At 75.3% G+C, this 17,792-nt stretch carries 19 protein-coding genes; 13 read left to right on the top strand and 6 right to left on the bottom strand.

The window, feature by feature from the left end; translation table 11 throughout:
- Positions 1-92: 92 nt before the first annotated feature.
- Positions 93-773: a helix-turn-helix domain-containing protein gene (locus ACH499_RS31165; RefSeq protein WP_399020073.1), complete on the top strand. Its 681-nt coding sequence runs from the start codon at positions 93-95 to the stop codon at positions 771-773.
- On the opposite strand, the gene ACH499_RS31160 is transcribed toward ACH499_RS31165, so the two are convergent.
- Entirely contained in the window at positions 762-1,160 is a 399-nt protein-coding gene (locus ACH499_RS31160) for a VOC family protein (protein ID WP_356202321.1), read from the bottom strand. The two genes, ACH499_RS31165 and ACH499_RS31160, sit on opposite strands and share 12 nt — an antisense overlap.
- A gap of 114 nt (positions 1,161-1,274) precedes the next feature.
- Here ACH499_RS31160 and ACH499_RS31155 point away from each other — a divergent pair, with 114 nt between their 5' ends.
- The 4 genes from ACH499_RS31155 to ACH499_RS31140 all read left to right on the top strand — a co-directional run bounded on the left by ACH499_RS31155 (position 1,275) and on the right by ACH499_RS31140 (position 5,345).
- Positions 1,275-1,946: a hypothetical protein gene (locus ACH499_RS31155; protein ID WP_399020070.1), complete on the top strand. Its 672-nt coding sequence runs from the start codon at positions 1,275-1,277 to the stop codon at positions 1,944-1,946.
- Positions 1,947-2,103: 157 nt separating this feature from the next.
- Positions 2,104-2,511, top strand: coding sequence for a YciI family protein (locus tag ACH499_RS31150; protein ID WP_356202318.1), 408 nt, complete (start codon positions 2,104-2,106; stop codon positions 2,509-2,511).
- 8 nt (positions 2,512-2,519) lie between these two features.
- Positions 2,520-3,659: a DUF6596 domain-containing protein gene (locus ACH499_RS31145; protein WP_356202449.1), complete on the top strand. Its 1,140-nt coding sequence runs from the start codon at positions 2,520-2,522 to the stop codon at positions 3,657-3,659.
- Positions 3,660-3,830: 171 nt separating this feature from the next.
- Positions 3,831-5,345, top strand: a complete 1,515-nt coding sequence (locus ACH499_RS31140) for a carboxylesterase/lipase family protein (protein ID WP_399020067.1) — start codon at positions 3,831-3,833, stop codon at positions 5,343-5,345.
- A gap of 12 nt (positions 5,346-5,357) precedes the next feature.
- Here ACH499_RS31140 and mmuM read toward each other — a convergent pair whose 3' ends face one another.
- Complete coding sequence (mmuM, locus tag ACH499_RS31135) at positions 5,358-6,263, bottom strand: homocysteine S-methyltransferase (RefSeq protein ID WP_399020065.1); 906 nt, start codon at positions 6,261-6,263, stop codon at positions 5,358-5,360.
- A 29-nt stretch (positions 6,264-6,292) separates the two neighbouring features.
- Entirely contained in the window at positions 6,293-6,829 is a 537-nt protein-coding gene (locus ACH499_RS31130; RefSeq protein ID WP_399020063.1) for a hypothetical protein, read from the bottom strand.
- Between the two features lie 118 nt (positions 6,830-6,947).
- Between ACH499_RS31130 and ACH499_RS31125 the strand changes: the two genes are divergently transcribed.
- The 3 genes from ACH499_RS31125 to ACH499_RS31115 are packed head-to-tail and all read left to right on the top strand — an operon-like array spanning position 6,948 to position 8,715.
- Positions 6,948-7,139 (top strand): hypothetical protein, encoded by a 192-nt coding sequence (locus ACH499_RS31125; protein WP_399020060.1) that lies wholly within the window; start codon positions 6,948-6,950, stop codon positions 7,137-7,139.
- Complete coding sequence (locus tag ACH499_RS31120; protein ID WP_399020058.1) at positions 7,136-7,882, top strand: isocitrate lyase/phosphoenolpyruvate mutase family protein; 747 nt, start codon at positions 7,136-7,138, stop codon at positions 7,880-7,882. Before ACH499_RS31125 ends, ACH499_RS31120 begins: the two co-directional genes overlap by 4 nt.
- Before the next feature lie 35 nt (positions 7,883-7,917).
- The gene (locus ACH499_RS31115) at positions 7,918-8,715 is read left to right on the top strand and encodes an SAM-dependent methyltransferase (protein WP_399020056.1); all 798 of its coding nucleotides are present in this window, start codon (positions 7,918-7,920) and stop codon (positions 8,713-8,715) included.
- A 43-nt stretch (positions 8,716-8,758) separates the two neighbouring features.
- On the opposite strand, the gene ACH499_RS31110 is transcribed toward ACH499_RS31115, so the two are convergent.
- Entirely contained in the window at positions 8,759-9,331 is a 573-nt protein-coding gene (locus ACH499_RS31110; RefSeq protein ID WP_356202307.1) for a TetR-like C-terminal domain-containing protein, read from the bottom strand.
- 153 nt (positions 9,332-9,484) lie between these two features.
- Here ACH499_RS31110 and ACH499_RS31105 point away from each other — a divergent pair, with 153 nt between their 5' ends.
- The 4 genes from ACH499_RS31105 to ACH499_RS31090 all read left to right on the top strand — a co-directional run bounded on the left by ACH499_RS31105 (position 9,485) and on the right by ACH499_RS31090 (position 14,246).
- Positions 9,485-10,804, top strand: a complete 1,320-nt coding sequence (locus ACH499_RS31105) for a radical SAM protein (RefSeq protein ID WP_356202305.1) — start codon at positions 9,485-9,487, stop codon at positions 10,802-10,804.
- Positions 10,805-11,172: 368 nt separating this feature from the next.
- Positions 11,173-12,264 (top strand): ribosome small subunit-dependent GTPase A, encoded by a 1,092-nt coding sequence (gene rsgA, locus ACH499_RS31100; protein WP_356202303.1) that lies wholly within the window; start codon positions 11,173-11,175, stop codon positions 12,262-12,264.
- A gap of 90 nt (positions 12,265-12,354) precedes the next feature.
- Entirely contained in the window at positions 12,355-13,749 is a 1,395-nt protein-coding gene (locus ACH499_RS31095) for an AlkA N-terminal domain-containing protein (RefSeq protein WP_356202447.1), read from the top strand.
- Positions 13,746-14,246, top strand: a complete 501-nt coding sequence (locus ACH499_RS31090; protein ID WP_356202301.1) for a methylated-DNA--[protein]-cysteine S-methyltransferase — start codon at positions 13,746-13,748, stop codon at positions 14,244-14,246. Before ACH499_RS31095 ends, ACH499_RS31090 begins: the two co-directional genes overlap by 4 nt.
- On the opposite strand, the gene ACH499_RS31085 is transcribed toward ACH499_RS31090, so the two are convergent.
- Positions 14,235-14,717: a DUF456 domain-containing protein gene (locus ACH499_RS31085; protein WP_356202300.1), complete on the bottom strand. Its 483-nt coding sequence runs from the start codon at positions 14,715-14,717 to the stop codon at positions 14,235-14,237. The genes ACH499_RS31090 and ACH499_RS31085 overlap by 12 nt on opposite strands.
- Before the next feature lie 48 nt (positions 14,718-14,765).
- Complete coding sequence (locus ACH499_RS31080) at positions 14,766-15,749, bottom strand: helix-turn-helix domain-containing protein (RefSeq protein WP_356202299.1); 984 nt, start codon at positions 15,747-15,749, stop codon at positions 14,766-14,768.
- A 970-nt stretch (positions 15,750-16,719) separates the two neighbouring features.
- Here ACH499_RS31080 and ACH499_RS31075 point away from each other — a divergent pair.
- A complete protein-coding gene (locus ACH499_RS31075; RefSeq protein ID WP_399020049.1) occupies positions 16,720-17,772 on the top strand; it encodes a protein phosphatase 2C domain-containing protein in 1,053 nt (350 codons plus the stop codon).
- The last annotated feature ends 20 nt before the right edge of the window (positions 17,773-17,792 follow it).

Here is a 17,792-nt window from a genome sequence, read left to right as displayed (position 1 = left end):
GGGCCGGGCCCCGCGGGCTCCGGGACGAGTCGAGCGCGTCCACGGCGTCAGCCCCCGGGAGCACCGGAGCCCGGCGGCGTAACCTGGCCCGCGTGTACGCGGAACGGGCGTCCCGGCTGACCGGCGCGGTGATGTGGACCAGCACCCCGGCCGGCCCCGGTCCCGGGCGCGTGCTGCCCGACGGCTGCATGGACCTGCTGTGGCACGAGGGCCGCCTGCTGGTCGCGGGCCCCGACACCCGCGCGTACCTCACCGACGGCTCCCCGGGCCGCTGGGCGGGCGTCCGCTTCTCCCCCGGCACCGCGCCCGCGCTCCTCGGCGTCCCCGCGCACGAACTGCGCGACCGGCGCGTCGACCTGTCCGACCTGTGGCCGGCCGCCGAGGCGCGGCGCCTGACCGCGCGCGTGAACGCGGCCCCCGACCCGGTGAGCGGCCTGGAGGAGGCGGCGCTGACCCGGGCGGCCGAGGCCGGCCCCCCCGACCCGCTGCTGAGCCGGATCGTGGCCGCCCTCGACGCGGGCCGCCCGGTCGCCGCCACCGCCGACGAACTCGGCATCGGCTCACGCCGGCTGCACCGCCGCTCGCTGGCCGCCTTCGGGTACGGGCCCAAGACGCTGGCCCGCGTACTGCGCCTGCGGCGCGCGCTGGCCCTCGCGCGGGGCGGCACGTCCCTCGCGGAGACGGCCGCCCGGGCCGGTTACGCGGACCAGGCCCACATGACGCGGGACGTACGGGAGTTGACCGGTATGTCCCCGGCCCGGCTACTGGGGTGACAGCGGGGCGAACAGGTCGACGCCGTTGCCGTCCGGGTCGTGGACGACGGCGTACCGCTGCCCCCAGAAGGCGTCCCACGGCTTCAGCTCACCGTGGTACCCGGCGGCGGTCAGCTCCCCGTACAGGGCGTCCACCTCGCCGGGCGCGTCGCACAGCAGGGCGAGCGAAGCGCGCCCGCTGCCGCCGGGCGGACGCCACCCGGGGTGGAAGGAACGGACGGAGTCCTCGGTGTCGAGCAGCAGCCGGGTCCCGCCGGGCAGCCCGGCCTCGGCGTGCGGCTGTTCCCCGGCGTCCTCGGGGAAGGCGAAACCGAGCCGGCGGTAGAAGGTCACGGAGGCGGCCATGTCGGAGACGACCAGGCCGATGGCGTCGAATCGTGCGGTCATGACGCCACCGTAGGCAGGACGTGCGATGACCGTCTTGAAGGAAACGGACACCCCCGGCCGCCGGGCCGGACCGTTCGGGAGAACCGGCCCGCACCCGTGCGGCAGGATGACCGCATGAATCGTCGCGTGCGCGTGCTGCCGCTGCTGTTGCTGTCCCCCCTGCTGCTCACCGCCTGCGGTTCGGACGGCCCGGCGGACGACCCGGTCGCGGCCGCCGCCTCCTCGGCCGCCGCCTCCGCCGCGGCCGAGGAGGTCTTCCCGGCCTCCGACGAGCTCGAGAACCGGGCGACGGCGCTGGGCATCGCCCCCGAACTGGTCTACGTCACCAGGGTCCCCGGCTTCACCCTGGCCCGGCAGTCCGTCGGCGTGCTCGGCGACGACGGCTTCTCCGCCGCCTACACGTCCGGCTCGGGAGCCGTGATCACCCTCTCGGCCGATCGCGGCTCGATGACCGAGGACACCTGCCGCGCCCGTCCCGTCGGCGACGCGGGCGGCGGGCCGGTCACGTGCGAGCGCGACGCGGAGACCCTGTACCGCACGGGCGACGGACAGCACGAGTACGCCCTGCCGAAGGACGGGCACGTCGTCCGGCTGACCGCCGGCGCGGACGCCGTGCCCCGCGACGTGCTGCGCCGGGCGGCCGTCTCCGTCCACCGTCCCGACGCCGCCGAGGCCGCGGCCACCCTGCCCTCGCCCCGCCCGGGAGCCACCGTCCCCGTGGAACGCGGCGACCTGCCCCCGGCGGGCGACGGCGCCCCCGACAACCACCTGGACGCCGGCGGCTGACCCGTCGTCCCTTCGGGCACACGGGAAGCGGCCCGTCGGGAAGCCGTGCGAAAGTGCCGGAAAAAAAACTTCGGCGGCGATGTCGAGAACCCGTGACCGGCTCCGACCCAGGGGTGAACGCGACCACGACGGGCCGCACAGCACCGAGGAGAACACCATGGCCAAGTACCTGCTGCTCAAGCACTACCGGGGCGCCCCGGCCGCGGTCAACGACGTCCCCATGGACCAGTGGACGCCCGAGGAGATCTCGGCGCACATGCAGTACATGCAGGACTTCGCGGACCGGCTGGAGAAGACCGGCGAGTTCGTCGACGGCCAGGCCCTCGCCCCCGAGGGGACGTTCGTCCGCTACGACGGCGAGGGGCGCCCGCCGGTCACCGACGGCCCGTTCGCCGAGACCAAGGACCTCATCGCCGGGTGGATGGTCATCGACGTCGACAGCTACGACCGCGCCGTCGAACTGGCCGGGGAACTGTCCGCCGCGCCGGGGGCGGGCGGCAGGCCCATCCACGAGTGGCTCGAACTGCGCCCGTTCCTGAGCGCGCCCCCCACCATCACGGAGTGAGACCGGTCATGGACGAGGCCCTGCTCCGCAGCCTCACGCCGAGCGTCCTCGCCGTCCTCGTCCGCCGCGGAGCCGACTTCGCGGCGGCCGAGGACGCCGTGCAGGACGCCCTGGTCGAGGCGGTCCGCGTCTGGCCAAACGACCCGCCGAGGGACCCCAAGGGCTGGCTGGTCACCGTGGCCTGGCGCCGGTTCCTCGACGCGCGGCGGGCCGACGCGGCCCGCCGCCGGCGCGAGGACCTCGTCGAGGACGAACCCGGGCCCGGGCCCGCCCCTGCGGTGGACGACACACTCCAGCTCTATTTCCTGTGCGCCCACCCGTCGCTGACCCCGGCGTCCGCCGTCGCGCTCACCCTGCGCGCCGTCGGCGGGCTCACCACCCGGCAGATCGCCGAGGCCTACCTGGTGCCCGAGGCGACCATGGCCCAGCGCATCAGCCGGGCCAAGCGCACGGTCTCCGCCGTGCGCCTGGACCGGCCCGGCGACGTCGCCACCGTGCTGCGCGTCCTCTACCTGGTCTTCAACGAGGGCTACTCCGGTGACGTCGACCTCGCCGCCGAGGCGATCCGCCTCACCCGGCAGCTCGCGTCGCAGGTCGACCACCCGGAGGTGGCGGGGCTGCTCGCCCTCATGCTGCTCCACCACGCCCGCCGCGCCACCCGCACCGCGCCCGACGGCGGACTGGTGCCGCTCGCCGAGCAGGACCGCGCCCGGTGGGACACCGCCTCCATCGCCGAGGGCGTCCGCATCCTGCAGAGCGCCCTCGCCCGCGACCGGCTCGGCGAGTTCCAGGCCCAGGCCGCGGTCGCCGCCCTCCACGCCGACGCGCCCACCGCCGAGGAGACCGACTGGGTGCAGATCGTCGAGTGGTACGACGAACTCGTACGCCTGACCGACAGCCCCGTCGTCCGCCTCAACCGCGCCGTGGCCGTCGGCGAGGCGGACGGACCGCACGCCGGACTGGCGGCCCTCGCGGCACTGGACGACTCGCTGCCCCGCCACACCGCCGTCGAGGCGTACCTCCACGAGCGCGCCGGCGACCGGGAGACCGCGGCCCGGCTGTACGCCGAGGCGGCCCGCAAGGCACCCAACCTCGCCGAACGCGACCACCTCACCCGCAGGGCCGCCCGGCTCAACGCCGGCCGCTGAGGCCGTCGCGGCGCGGCCCCGCGCCCGGACCGGCGCCGGGCCCGTCCGAGCCGTGCGGCCCGCCGCCGGGCGGCCGTGCCGGAATACCCGGGCGAGGGGAGGCGCTGTGATGTGGGCGGTGCGCTTCGGCGGTACAACGGTGCGGTGACGCGGCGAAGGGCTGGTGAGCGCATGAGAGCGGACCCGACGGACCCCGTGGTCGTCACGCCCCACGGGGCCGTACGCGGCAGACGGGAACACGGGATCGCCGTGTTCCGCGGCATCCCGTACGCGGCTCCCCCGTTCGGCCCCCGCCGGTTCCGGCCCCCCGTGCCGCCCGAGCCCTGGGACGGGGTGCGCGACGCGGGCGCGTTCGGCCCGACGGCGCCGAAACCCCCGTACTCCGAGGCCTTCGCCCGCTATCTGTCCGACCCGGCGATCCCCGGCGACGACTGCCTCAACCTCAACGTCTGGACGCCCGAACCGGGCCCCGGCGCCCGCCTGCCCGTCCTCGTGTGGCTGCACGGCGGCGCGCTGACCAGGGGATCGTCCGCGGTGCCCGTCTACGACGGCAGCACCTTCGCCCGCGACGGCGTGGTCTGCGTGTCGGTCAACTACCGGCTGGGCGTCGAGGGATACGGACTGTTCCCGGACGCCCCCGCCAACGCCGGTCTGCGCGACCAGATCGCCGCGCTGGAGTGGGTGCACCGCTCGATCGCGGCCTTCGGCGGCGACCCCGGCCGTGTCACCGTCGCCGGACAGTCCGCCGGCGCCATCAGCGCGGGCGCCCTCCTCGCGGCCCCGCAGGCGCGCGGCCTGGTGCGGCGGGCGGTGCTGCAGAGCGGGGCACCGGAGGCGTCCGACCGGGACAAGGTCCGCCGTATGGTCCGCCGCATGGCCTCCCGCCTGAGGATCCCGGCCACCGCCGAGGCCTTCGCCACCGCCGACCGCGAGCAGTTGCTGCGGGCCCAGGCCGAGGTGGGCCGGCTCAGCAGCCCGGTGCTCGGCGGGCCCGCCTTCGGCATCGTCGTCGACGGCGACGTGGTGCCGGGCGACCCGCTGGAGGCGCTCGTGGAGGGGGACGCGGCGCCCGGTGTCGACCTGATGACGGGCTGGACGCGGGACGAGTACCGGCTGTGGCTGGTCCCCGGCGGCCTGCTGGAACGCGTCGACCGGCTCGGCGCCGTCGCCCTGGCCGGCGCGCGCGCCCGCTGCCACTGCGGCAACGAGGTGGTCCGCGGCTACCGCGCCCTGCGCCCCGGCGCCGGCACCGCGGAGACCGTCGGCCAGCTCGTCACCGACCACCTGCTCCGCGTCCCCGTGCACCGCCTGGCCGGCGCCCGGCCGGGCACGTCGTACGTCTACGAGTTCGCCTGGCCGTCCAACCTGCCCGACCTCGGTGCCTGCCACGCCCTGGAGCTGGGCTTCGTCTTCGACAGCGGCGACGTGCCGGACGCGCGCAGGCTCGCCGGCGAGGGCGCTCCGCAGGAACTGGCGGACGCGATGCACGGGGCGTGGGTCCGGTTCGCGGAGTCGGGGGACCCGGGCTGGCCGTCCTGGGACGCCACGCACCCCGTCCACGTCTTCGGCGACGGCGCGCCCCGCACGGCACGCGGCCCCCGCGACGCCGAACTGGCCCTGTGGGAGGCGGACACCGGCCGACGGGAAGCCCGGACGGTACGCGTGGGCAGGCGCGTCGGCCGGTGACCGCGGGGCGGATCAGGCCCCGGCCAGCGCCGCCGCGACCGAGCGGATCGTCTCCGGGCCCACCCGGCAGCATCCGCCGATCAGCCGGGCCCCGGCGTCGTGCCAGCCCCGTACCGCCTCGGGGGTGAAGGTGGCGGCGCCGGTCCAGCCGCGGGCGGCCGCGTCCCAGGTCTCGCCGCTGTTGGGGTACACGACCACGGGCTTGCCGGTGACCCGGGCCGCCGTCCCCACCGCGGCGGCCGCGTCGCGCGGGTCGCAGCAGTTCACGCCGACCGCGATCACCTCGTCCGCGTCGGCGGCCGGTGCGAAGGCCTCCTCCAGCGGCTGCCCGGCGCGGGTTCTGCCGCCGGCGACGGTGTACGAGAGCCAGGCCGGCACACCGAGCCCGCGTACCGCCCGCAGCAGCGCCGCCGCCTCGTCCGCGTCGGGGACGGTCTCCAGCGCGAGCACGTCGGGCCGGGCGGCGGCCAGCGCCTCCAGCCGGGGCCGGTGGAAGCGTTCCAGTTCGGCGACGGTGAGCCCGTACCGGCCGCGGTACTCGGAGCCGTCCGCGAGCATCGCGCCGTAGGGTCCCGCCGAGGCGGCCACCCACAGCGGGCGGTCGCGACCGGCCCGGCGGGCCGCCTCGCGGGCCAGTTCCACGCCGAGGGCGAGCAGTCCGGCCGCCCGCTTCGGGCCGATGCCGCGCCAAGCGAAGCCCTCGAAGGTGGCCTGGTACGTGGAGGTGATCGCCACGTCGGCGCCCGCCTCGAAGTAGGCGAGGTGCGCCGCGGTGATCGCCTCCGGCTCCTCGGCGAGCAGCCGGGCCGACCACAGCCCGTCGCCCAGATCGTGCCCGGCCGCCTCCAACTGGTTGGACAGGCCGCCGTCGAGCACGAGCGGGCCCGTGGCGAGGGCGTCGGCGAAAGCGCTGGTCATACGACGACGCTAACCCAACCGGGCGCCGCTCAGCCCTGGAGGCGGCGGCGCATCCGCGTCAGACGGCGGTCGTAGTGGAGGTGGTACCAGACCATCCACCCCATGGTGATGACCGCGGCCGCCAGCATCCAGCCGCCCGCCGCCACCGCGCCGGAGGCGAACCACAGGGCGGCGATGCCGAAGAACAGGGCACCGAGGAGGGGGAACGCCCACCAGCGGTGGCGCCGGAGCCGTCGCTGACGGGAGTCGACCAGCGCGGCCATCGCCCGCCGTCGGCCGGGCTCCTCGGGCGGCGGCGCCCCCTGGAGGATCTGCCGTTCCATGACCGGCACGTCGTCCGGCTCGGCACCGGTGGTCCGCGCGTCGTGGCGTCGGCGGCGGCGCACCAGCCACACGACGAAGACGCTCATCGAGGCGGCGCCCACGAGAGCGGGCAGCCAGGCCGAGGTCCCGTTGAAGGCCAGACGGATCAGGAACCCGCCGACCAGTGCGAACAGGCCGATGGCCCATAAGGTGTCCCGCCACCGCCGCTGGGGGCGGCCGTCGCGTCGCTCGCTGCTTGCCATGTCCACCTTCCGGTCGCATCGAGGGAGATGTTGACGTGGAGTGACCTTCCGGGTACCCGCCGCGAGAGCCGGGACACTTCGGCCGGGACCGAAGCAACCGGCCCCTAGCGTGCGGGACATGAGCGACACCAACACCACCGCGACCGTCGCCCCCGCCGACGCCGTCAGCGGCATGGCAGGCCACGTCCTCGCCCCGGCCGCCACCCGGACCCGCCGGGACGGGGCCGGCGAGGGACGGGGCTTGCGCGAACCCGCCCCGCACCTCGCCGGATTCGCGTACCACGCCTACGCCGTGGGCGGCCTGTCGTGACCGCCTTCGCCGATCTGCACGTCGCCGGGCGGCCGCTGCTGCTGCCCTGCGCCTGGGACCACGCCTCCGCGCTCGCCCTCGCCGGGCGCGGCTTCGCGGCGATCGGTACGACCAGTCTCGGTGTGGCGGCGGCGAACGGGCTGCCCGACGGGGCGTCCGCGACCCGTGAGGAAACGCTCCGGCTGGCCCGCGCGCTGGGCTCCGAGCCGTTCCTCCTCTCCGTCGACGCGGAGAGCGGCTTCAGTGAGGACCCCGATGAAGTCGCCGAGTACGCACGGCGGTTGGCGGCCGTCGGAGCCGTCGGCATCAATCTGGAGGACGGCCTCGGTCCCGTCGGCCGGCACGCCGCGAAGATCGCCGCGGTCAGGGCGGCGGCCCCCGGCCTCTTCGTCAACGCCCGCACCGACACGTACTGGCTCGGCGACGGCACGGACACCGAACGGCGTGTCGACGCCTACCGGGAGGCGGGCGCCCACGGCGTCTTCGTGCCGGGGCTGAGCGACGCCCCCGCGATCACCGCCCTGGTCCGGCGCCTCGACGTGCCCCTCAACGTCCTCTACACACCCGCCGGCCCGACCCTGCCCCAGCTCGCCGGGCTCGGGGTGGCCCGGGTCAGCCTCGGCTCGCTGCTGTACCGGAGGGCACTGGGCGCGGCCTTGGAGGCGGTGGCCGAGATCGGTTCCGGCGGTACTCCGCGCGGTGCCGTTCCGACCTACGACGAGGTGCGGAGAGGGGGGAGTTGACCATCTGCGGCATAGCTCTGTGTGAAGCTGTCCCCATGGATCACCCGCGTGATGAAGTCAGGGTCAGGCTGCAGACCGACCGCCCGCACTCCGCCCGTGTCTGGAACTACCTCCTGGGCGGCAAGGACAACTACCCCGTCGACAGCGAGGTCGGCGACGTCATCCTGTCCACGTTCCCGGAGTTCGCGGCCGTCGCGCGCCTGCAGCGGCAGTTCCTCGCACGCGCCGTGCGCCACCTGGTCGAGGACGCCGGCATCCGCCAGTTCCTCGACATCGGCACCGGCCTGCCCACCGCCGACAACACACACGAACTGGCCCAGCGCATCGCGCCGGAGAGCAGGATCGTGTACGTCGACAACGACCCCCTCGTCCTCACGCACGCCCAGGCCCTGCTGACCAGCAGCGAGGAGGGGGCCTGCGCCTACGTCGACGCCGATGTGCGCGACCCGGCCCGGATCCTGGCCGAGGCCGGGAAGACGCTGGACTTCGGCCGGCCGGTCGCACTGACCATGCTGGGGATCATGGGGCAGATCTCCGACGACGAGCGTCCCGGCGATCTGGTGGCCGAACTGCTGTCGGCGCTGCCCGCCGGCAGCTACCTGGCGCTGAGCGACGGCATCGATTCCAACGAGGCGCTCAACACGGCGGTGCGGACGTACAACGGGCAGTCCGCCAACACCTACCACCTGCGCTCGCCGCAGGAGATCGCCACGTTCTTCGAGGGGCTGGAGCTGGTGGAGCCCGGCGTCGTGGCCACCGCCGACTGGCGCCCGGACACCGAGGCGCGGGACACCGTCGACGTCGCGGTCTGCGGCGTGGCACGCAAGAACTGACCGCCGGACCGCCCGTCGCGCGAGGGACCCGGCCCGCCGCGGGTCAGTGGCCGGCGGGCCAGTGCTCCAGGGCGACGTGCAGCGCGTCGACGGCCCTGTCCCACGACGCCTCCACGTCCCGCGGCGCGCCGAAGCCGCCGCCGGCCTCCAGCAGGCAGAAGCCGTGGAAGGTGCTCCGCAGCAGGCGCACGGCGTCGGTGAGGTCCGGCTCGGCGAGGCCGTAGGCGCGGAGCATGCCGTGGGTGATCTCGGCCGTGCGGCGCAGGGCGGGTGACTCGGCGAGCAGCGCCTGGTCGACGCGGATCTGCGTGGCCGCGTACCGGCCGGGGTGACGCAGCGCGTACGTCCGGTAGGCGCCGGCGAAGGCGGCCAGGGCCTCCTTCCCGGCCCGGCCCGCCACGGCCGCCTCGATCGCGTCGATCAGCTCGCCGCCGGCCAGCAGCGCGAGCCGCACGCGCAGGTCCTGGAGGCTCCTGACGTGCGTGTAGAGGCTCGCGTCCTTCACCCCGAAGCGCCGGGCCAGCGCGGAGACCGTCACGTTCTCGAACCCGGCCTCGTCGGCGAGCTGCGCGGCGGCCGCGACGACGCGGTCGGTCGTGAGACCGGCTCGGGGCATGGGCCACCTTCCTGACTTCCTAGAGTTCCTAGGTTTCATGCTAGGGCCTGCCGGACGGGTCCCGGGGCCGGATGAGGGGACCCGGCACCCCGGATGCCCGGGCAGGGGCATACCGTGAGGAGTCGTACGCACGAACCGGGAGGAGACACTTCGATGGACAGCCGCACCGCGCTGGTCGAGGATCTGATGGAGCGGTTCCCGCACGTGCCGCGCGAGGCCGTCTTCAAGGAGGACCTCCTGCGGGGCGGCGTGGCCTTCGACCCCTCAGCGCTGAGCGACAACGAGGACGGCGAGGTCAAGCCGAAGTCCTACTTCATCTTCTCCTTCGACCACGGCACCCTGCCCGAGCTGGGCGAGGCCGCGCTGCGCCGCCCGCCCGAGGAGATCATCCTCACCGGCGGCCCCTACGACCTGCGCCGCACGGTCGTCTCCGTCCGGGTGAACCCGTCCTCGCCCTACCGCGTCGCCGCGAACGAGGACGGCGTGCTCGGCCTCTACCTCGACGGCAGGCGCATCGCCGACGTCGGTGTCCCCCCGATGCCCGAGTACTACCGGCACACCCTCTCCAACGGGAAGTCGGTCATGGAGGTCGCCCCGACCATCCAGTGGGGATACCTGATCTACCTCACCGTCTTCCGGGTCTGCCAGTACTTCGGCGCCAAGGAGGAGTGCCAGTACTGCGACATCAACCACAACTGGCGCCAGCACAAGGCCGCCGGCCGCCCCTACACGGGCGTCAAGGACGTCGAGGAGGTGCTGGAGGCCCTGGAGATCATCGACCGCTACGACACCCAGAAGGCCTCCACCGCCTACACCCTCACCGGCGGCGCCATCACCAAGACCGTCTCCGGACGGGACGAGGCCGACTTCTACGGCCACTACGCCAAGGCCATCGAGGAGCGCTTCCCCGGCCGCTGGATCGGCAAGGTCGTCGCCCAGGCGCTGCCCAAGGACGACGTGCAGCGCTTCAAGGACTACGGCGTGCAGATCTACCACCCCAACTTCGAGGTGTGGGACGAGTACCTGTTCAAGATGTACTGCCCCGGCAAGGAGCGGTACGTCGGCCGCGACGAGTGGCACCGGCGCATCCTGGACTCCGCCGAGGTCTTCGGCGCGCGCAACGTGATCCCGAACTTCGTCGCCGGTGTCGAGATGGCCGAGCCCTTCGGATTCAAGACGGTCGACGAGGCCATCGCCTCCACCACCGAGGGCCTGCGCTTCTTCATGTCGCACGGCATCACGCCCCGCTTCACCACCTGGTGCCCCGAGCCCACCACGCCGCTCGGCAAGGCCAACCCCCAGGGCGCGCCGCTGGAGTACCACATCCGGCTGCTCCAGGCGTACCGGCAGACGATGGAGGAGTTCGGCCTGTCCTCGCCCCCCGGCTACGGCCCGCCCGGCGCCGGCAACGCGGTCTTCTCCGTCAGCTCCTTCATGGACAGCCTGCCCGCGGACGCGCCCGTCGAGGTGTGAGCCCGCCGCACACCGCGAGGTGAGAGGTTCCGGCCCGGTCCCCGCACGAATCGTGCGGGGACCGGGCCGCGGTGTTCGTCCCGGGCGCCGCGACCCGCGGCCCCCGACGGCCCGTCGGCGTGCCGCGAAAAAGCGGTTGACGCTCCACCGCGACGGCGGGCTAATGTGGACCACACGTCACACGGAGACCGCCGTGGGACGACGGAAGCACATGCTGAGGAGGTGTCGACCGATGGCTGTCGTCGCGCTGGGCGCTGCCCGCATCCCGGAATCCATCACGTCCACCTCCGTGGCCGCCGGCTGACACCTCTTCCTTCCGCGCGTCGCTGAACGCGCGCCGCCGGGGCCGCCCTTGTGAAGGGTCACCCTTGACTTCCACCTCCGCCTTCTCCGCCCTCGCTCCCTACGGCTGGGACGAGGACTGGGCAGACGCGTTCGCCCCGTACGCCGCCGAGGGACTGCTCCCCGGCCGTGTGGTCCGCGTCGACCGCGGCCAGTGCGACGTCGTCACCGCCGACGGCGTCCTGCGCGCCGACACCGCGTTCGTCACCCCGCACGACCCGCTGCGCGTCGTCTGCACCGGCGACTGGGTCGCCGTCGAACCGGACGGCACCCCGCGCTACGTACGGACGTGCCTGCCGCGCCGTACCGCCTTCGTGCGTTCCACCTCCTCCAAGCGGTCCGAGGGGCAGATCCTCGCGGCCAACGTCGACCACGCCGTGGTCGCCGTGTCCCTGGCCGCCGACCTCGAACTCGCCCGGATCGAGCGCTTCCTCGCGCTCGCCTGGGAGTCCGGGGCGCAGCCCGTGGTCGTGCTCACCAAGGCCGACCTGGTGCCCGACCCGGTGACGCTGTCGCACCTCGTCCAGGACGTGGAGACGACCGCGCCCGGCGTGCCGGTGCTGTCCGTCAGCGCCGCCCACGGCGAGGGTCTGGACGTCCTCGCCGCCGTCGTCTCCGGCGGTACGGCGGTGCTGCTCGGCCAGTCCGGCGCCGGCAAGTCCACCCTCGCCAACGCGCTGCTCGGCGAGGACGTCATGGACGTCCAGGCCACGCGGGACGTGGACGGCAAGGGCCGGCACACCACCACCACCCGCAACCTCCTCGCCCTGCCCGGCGGGGGAGTGCTGATCGACACCCCGGGGCTGCGGGGCGTCGGACTGTGGGACGCCGGAGACGGGGTCGGGCAGGTCTTCGCCGAGATCGAGGAACTGGCCCGCGACTGCCGTTTCCACGACTGCGCCCACGAGAGCGAGCCGGGCTGCGCGGTCCTCGCCGCCATCGACGGCGGCGAACTGCCCGCGCGGCGGCTGGAGAGCTACCGCAAGCTGCTGCGGGAGAACCAGCGCATCGTCGCCAAGACCGACGCCCGGATGCGGGCCGAGATCCGCAAGGAGTGGAAGCGCCGGGGCGCCATCGGGAAGGCGGCGATGGAGGCCAAGCGGGGCGGCCTGCGGTAGCGGTCCCGCACGGCCGCGGCCGCGGCCCGGGGCGCGATGTCCGATTTCCGCCAGCCCGGCGTGCCGGACTGGCGGAGACTGGACGGCGTGATGGAGACCGCGGAGCACGAGGACAGCAGGTACGAGGCCGTTCGCAGCCGGGACGCCCGGTTCGACGGCGCGTTCTTCTTCGCCGTGCGGACCACCGGCATCTACTGCCGGCCGAGCTGCCCGGCGGTCACGCCCAGACGGCACAACGTACGGTTCTTCGCCACGGCCGCCGCCGCGCAGCGCTCGGGTTTCCGGGCCTGCCGGCGGTGCCGTCCCGACGCCGTGCCGGGATCGGCGGACTGGAACGTGCGCGCCGACGTCGTCGGCCGGGCCATGCGGCTGATCGGCGACGGCGTCGTCGACCGCGAGGGCGTCGCCGGACTCGCCGGCCGGCTCGGCTACAGCCCCCGGCAGGTGCAGCGCCAGCTCACCGCCGAACTGGGCGCCGGCCCCGTGGCCCTCGCCCGCGCCCAGCGGGCGCACACCGCACGCGTCCTGCTCCAGACCACCGCGCTGCCGGTCACCGAGATCGCCTTCGCGTCCGGCTTCGCCAGCGTCCGCCAGTTCAACGACACGATCAAGGCCGTGTACGCGGCCACCCCCAGCACGCTGCGCGCCGCCGCCCCGGCCTCCCGGCGAGCGGCCACCCCGTCCGCCGGGATCCCCCTGCGGCTCGCCCACCGCGGCCCCTACCTGGCCGGACCCGTCTTCGACCTCCTCCAGCGCGAGGCCGTCGCCGGCGTCGAGGAGGTGAGCGGCACACCGGGCCGCCGCGTGTACCGGCGCACCCTGCGGCTGCCCCACGGCACCGGCATCGTCGCCGTCGACGAGCGGCCCGGCACACCCCGCCCCGGCGCGGGCGGCTGGCTCGACGCCCGCCTCCACCTCACCGACCTGCGCGACCTGACCACGTCCGTGCAGCGGCTGCGCAGACTCCTCGACCTCGACGCCGACCCGTACGCCGTCGACGAGCGGCTCGGCGCCGATCCCCGGCTCGCCCCGCTGGTCGCCGCCCGCCCCGGACTGCGCTCCCCGGGCACCGCCGACCCCGACGAACTCGCCGTACGGGCCCTGGTCGGGCGGCGAGAGGCCGAGCGGCTGGTCCAGCGGTACGGCAAGAGGCTCGACGCGCCCTGCGGCAGCCTCACCCACCTCTTCCCCGAACCGGCCGTGCTCGCCGAGGCCGAGCCGCACGGCACCGCGGGCGCCCTCACCGCCGCCCTCGCCGACGGCGTCGTACGCCTGGACCCGGGAGCCGACCGGGAGGACGCCGCGCGGGCGCTCCTCGCCGTGCCCGGACTGGACGCCCGTACGGCCGCCGTCGTACGCACCCGCGCGCTCGGCGACCCGGACGTCGCACCGCCCGGCCTCACCGTGCCCGACACCTGGCGCCCCTGGCGCTCGTACGCCCTGAACCACCTGCGCGCAGCAGGAGAGCTGGAGCAGCACTCATGACCACGACCGCGACCTACTGGACCGAGACCGACAGCCCCGTCGGCCGGCTCCTCCTCACCGCGGGCCCGGACGGCGCGATCACCTCCCTGTCCGTGCCCGGGCAGAAGGGCGGCCGTGTCGTCCAGGAGGGCTGGCGGCGCGACACCGGGCCGTTCCGGGAGGCCGAGGCCCAGCTCGCCGCCTACTTCGCCGGGGAGCTGGAGGAGTTCCGGCTGCCGCTGCGCGCCGAGGGCACCGCCTTCCGGGAACGCGTGTGGGCCGCCCTGGACGCCGTGCCCTACGGGGCGACCACGACGTACGGCGCGATCGCGGCGCGCATCGGCGCCTCCCGGCCCGCCGTACGTGCCGTCGGCGGCGCCATCGGCGCCAACCCGCTGCTCATCCTGCGCCCCTGCCACCGGGTGATCGGCGCGGACGGCTCCCTGACCGGGTACGCGGGCGGCCTCGCGCGCAAGACCCGGCTGCTCGCCCTGGAGGGCGTCCGGCTAGCCGGCTAGCACCGCCCCCAGCCACGCCCCGGTGACCAGCAGGCACGCGAACAGTTCCGTCAGCAGGCTGGAGCCGCCCGAGCGCATCGCGGTGCGCAGGGCCGTCATCGCCTCGCCGTGCCGGCCCAGCCGCAGCCGCTCGGCGAGGTAGATGCCGCCCAGGAAACCCGGCACCGCGCCGATCACCGGGACCAGCACGAAGCCGAGCACGGCCCCGGCACCCGCGTACGCCGTCAGCCGGTGGGTGAGGGCGTCCGAACGGGGCCGGCGGGGCGGCAGCGCCCAGCGCACCGCCCGCGACAGCAGCAGCACGGCCGTCGAGCCGACCAGCACGAACCACGACAGCGGCTGCGGATCCTTCAGCGACCACCACAGGACCCCGGCCCAGACCAGCCACGATCCGGGCATGCCCGGCAGCAGCACACCGAACAGCCCGAGCAGGATGACCAGGCCGGTCAGCAGGAGGTCCCACGCTCCCATCTGTCCAGGGTGCAGGAGAGCGGCGCGGTCCGCAGTCCGCCGGGCGCGTCAGCGGGTGCGGGCCACCCAGCCCCGCTCGTAGGCGTGCCAGCCGAGCTGGAGCCGGGTCGTCACCCCGGTCAGCTCCATCAGCCGCTTGACCCGGCGCTGGACGGTCCGCAGCCCCAGGTCGAGCTGCTTGGCGACGCTCGCGTCGGTCAGTCCGGCCAGCAGCAGGGAGAGGATCTCCAGATCGGTGCCGTCGGGCCCGTCGGGACCCTGCTCGGTCACACCGGACGCGCCGAGCCTGAGTGGCAGCGCCTCGCGCCACACCGAGTCGAACAGTCCCGACAGCAGCTCCAGCAGCCCGCTCGCGTGCACGACCAGGGCGGCCGGTTCCGCGGAGTGCGTGGTCAGCGGCACCAGGGCGAGCGAGCGGTCGGCCACGACGAGCTTGGTCGGCACCCGGTCCACCACCCGCACCTGCTCGTCGCGGCCGAGCGCGGCGCTCACCTCGGTGATGCCGGCCGGCCCGTTCAGCACCGCCCGCTCGACCACCACGCGGTAGCGCACGCCGCGTTCGGTGGCCTGGGCCTCCGCGTCGTTCTCCATCCCGGTGACGGCCACCGGATTGCCGGTGACCAGTGCGCACACCTCCTCGCTCGCGCCGAGCTGGAGCTGGAGGAAACGACGGGCGACGGCCGCCGCGCCGGTCACCACCTCCACCAGGTCGTGCACCGCCGGTTCGCCGGCCGCCACCCGGTACTCCTCGGCCAGCAGCGCCGCCGCCAGTTCCGCCCTCTCCAGCTCGTGCCGCTGCTGGGTGAGCAGCGCGCCCAGCGCCACGCCCGGCGGCGCGGCGACCCAGCGGCCGGGACGGGCCGAGGACTGGGCCGCCAGTCCGTGCTGTTCCAGCCGCCGCAGCGCCCGTTCCGTCTCCTGCTCGCCGAGCGTCAGCCGCCGTGCCAGATCCGGTACGTCGGCCGCGCCCAAGGACACCAGCGCGCGGTAGGCGGACTCGTGCGTGTCCTGAAGCCCCAGCACTCCCAGCATCGGGCGTCGTCCCTCCCCTAAGATCACTGAACCCCGGCGGTGCCCGCGCGTGGCGGAAAACGGCCACGGCGCAAATCCGCCTCGGGACATCATCGCGGTACCGTCTGCCGCTCTGCCAAGGTGGCGTCGCCGGGCGGTTCTCCCGTGGGGGGTGGAACCGCCCGGCCACCCCTCTCGCAACACCCGTTCGACCCCGTCACCCGACACGCCGTCCGGGGCACGGAGCGCCGGGGGATTTTCCGGATGCCCCGTTTTCATCCGGCTTCCGCCGTGGACAATCAGGAACATGAGCCAGCAGGGGGGAAGGCCCACCGGTCACGAGGACGACTGGTGGAGGGAGCTGTACGACGACTCCACCGACGACACCGGGCCCGCGGCGGCGCCGGATTCCCTGGACGACAGGTTCGCGTCGGTCTCGGACACGGTGGCCGGCCTGTCCGACGCCCGGCGGGACAGCGCCTCCGGCACGCGGGAGCCCCACCCGCCGGACGCCGGGGCACCCTGGTGGACGGCACCGGGCCCACGGCACGTCCCGGAGCAGCGCGACCGCCCCGCCCCGTCCGGCCGGAGCGACGGGCCCGGATGGCGCACGGGCGGCGGCGGGGGCACACCGGGGACTCCGCGGACACCTCGGGCGCCGGAGGCTCCGGAGGACCGGCGGCCGCCGCGGGACGCCCCGGCCCCTTCGCCACCCGAGGTCACGGACCGCGCCGGTCCCACGACCCCGTGGCCCGCTCCCTGGGAGCCGCCCTCCGCCGGCCCCGCCGGCCCGGTGACCTTCCCGCCCCGCGACGGCCCGGGGACCCCCGCAGCCGGGCAGCCGCGGCCCCCCGTGCCGCCCGTCTCCCCGCCCCCGTCCGCGCGGACACCCGAAGCACCCGCGCCTCCTGCGGCCCCGTCGCCCCCGGCCTCCTCCCCGGTGCTGCCGTCGCCTTCGCCCCCGTTCCTCCCCGCGCACCCGCCGCAGCCGGTGCCTCCACCGCTCCCCGACGACCCGGTGGCGGGGCCGCGGTCAGGGGCCGACGGCCCCCGCCCCACCGGGGGCCCGCCCGCCGAGGGCGCCCACCCCGCCCGGACCCCCGTCCCGGACTACGTCGGATCCGGCCCGCCCACCTACGACGCCGAGCCCACCGCCCTGCCGGCCGCCGATCCCGACGGACTGGACGGGCTGGTGGCGGACACCGTGCTGGAGGGGGCCCGGTACGGGACCTGCACCGTGCGGGCCGTCTCCGTGCGGGGCGACTCCGCGCGCTACCGGGGCGACCCGCGCCGCGACGCCCTGCTCGTCGCCCGGTTCGGCGCGGGGGAGCAGGCGCTGGTCCTGGTGGCGACGGCGACCGGCGCCCGCGGGACGGCCGGGACGCACCGGGCCGCCGCCGACGTCTGCCGGTGGATCGCCGGTGCCGTGGGCCGCAGCCACGCCCGGCTCGCCCACGACCTGCGCGCCGCCCGTCGCGGCGACCTCAAGTCCGGCCTGCACCGCCTCACCGACCGCGGCCTCGGCCGGCTCCGTGCCGACGCCGCCGACCAGGGCCTCGCCCCGCACGAGTACGCGGCCACGCTGCGCTGCCTGCTGCTGCCCGCCGCCCCCGAGTGCCGCACCCGCGTGTTCTTCGGCGTCGGCGCCGGCGGGCTGTTCCGGCTGCGCGGCGGCGTCTGGCAGAACATGGAGCCCCGCCCGGGCGACGTCACCGGCGAGCCCGTCGTCGGCTTCGGCTCGCCGCCCGGCGACGACCGTCCCACCGTGGAGACCGGCATCCCGGCACCGCCCGGAGCGCCCGCCGGTCCGCCCCGCGAGCCGTTCCGCTTCCGCGCCTCCGTAGCCCGCCCGGGTGATGTGCTCCTGATGTGCAGCGCGGGCCTGGCCGAACCACTGCTCGGCGAGCCCGCGCTGGGCGAACTCCTCGCACGGCGATGGTCCGACGGTGACCCGCCCGGCCTGGCCGAGTTCCTCGCCGACAGCCGGGTCAGGGTCAAGGGTTACGCCGACGACCGTACGGCCGCGGCCGTTTGGGAGGCGTGACGCCGCGCGCTGTGCCTCCA

Origin of the sequence: Streptomyces sp. NPDC018947 (genome assembly GCF_044390505.1) — a bacterium.
In the GTDB taxonomy this organism is placed as follows: domain Bacteria; phylum Actinomycetota; class Actinomycetes; order Streptomycetales; family Streptomycetaceae; genus Streptomyces.
The sequence above is the reverse complement of the archived record's forward strand: the minus strand, read 5'-3'. Positions and strand labels throughout refer to the sequence as shown.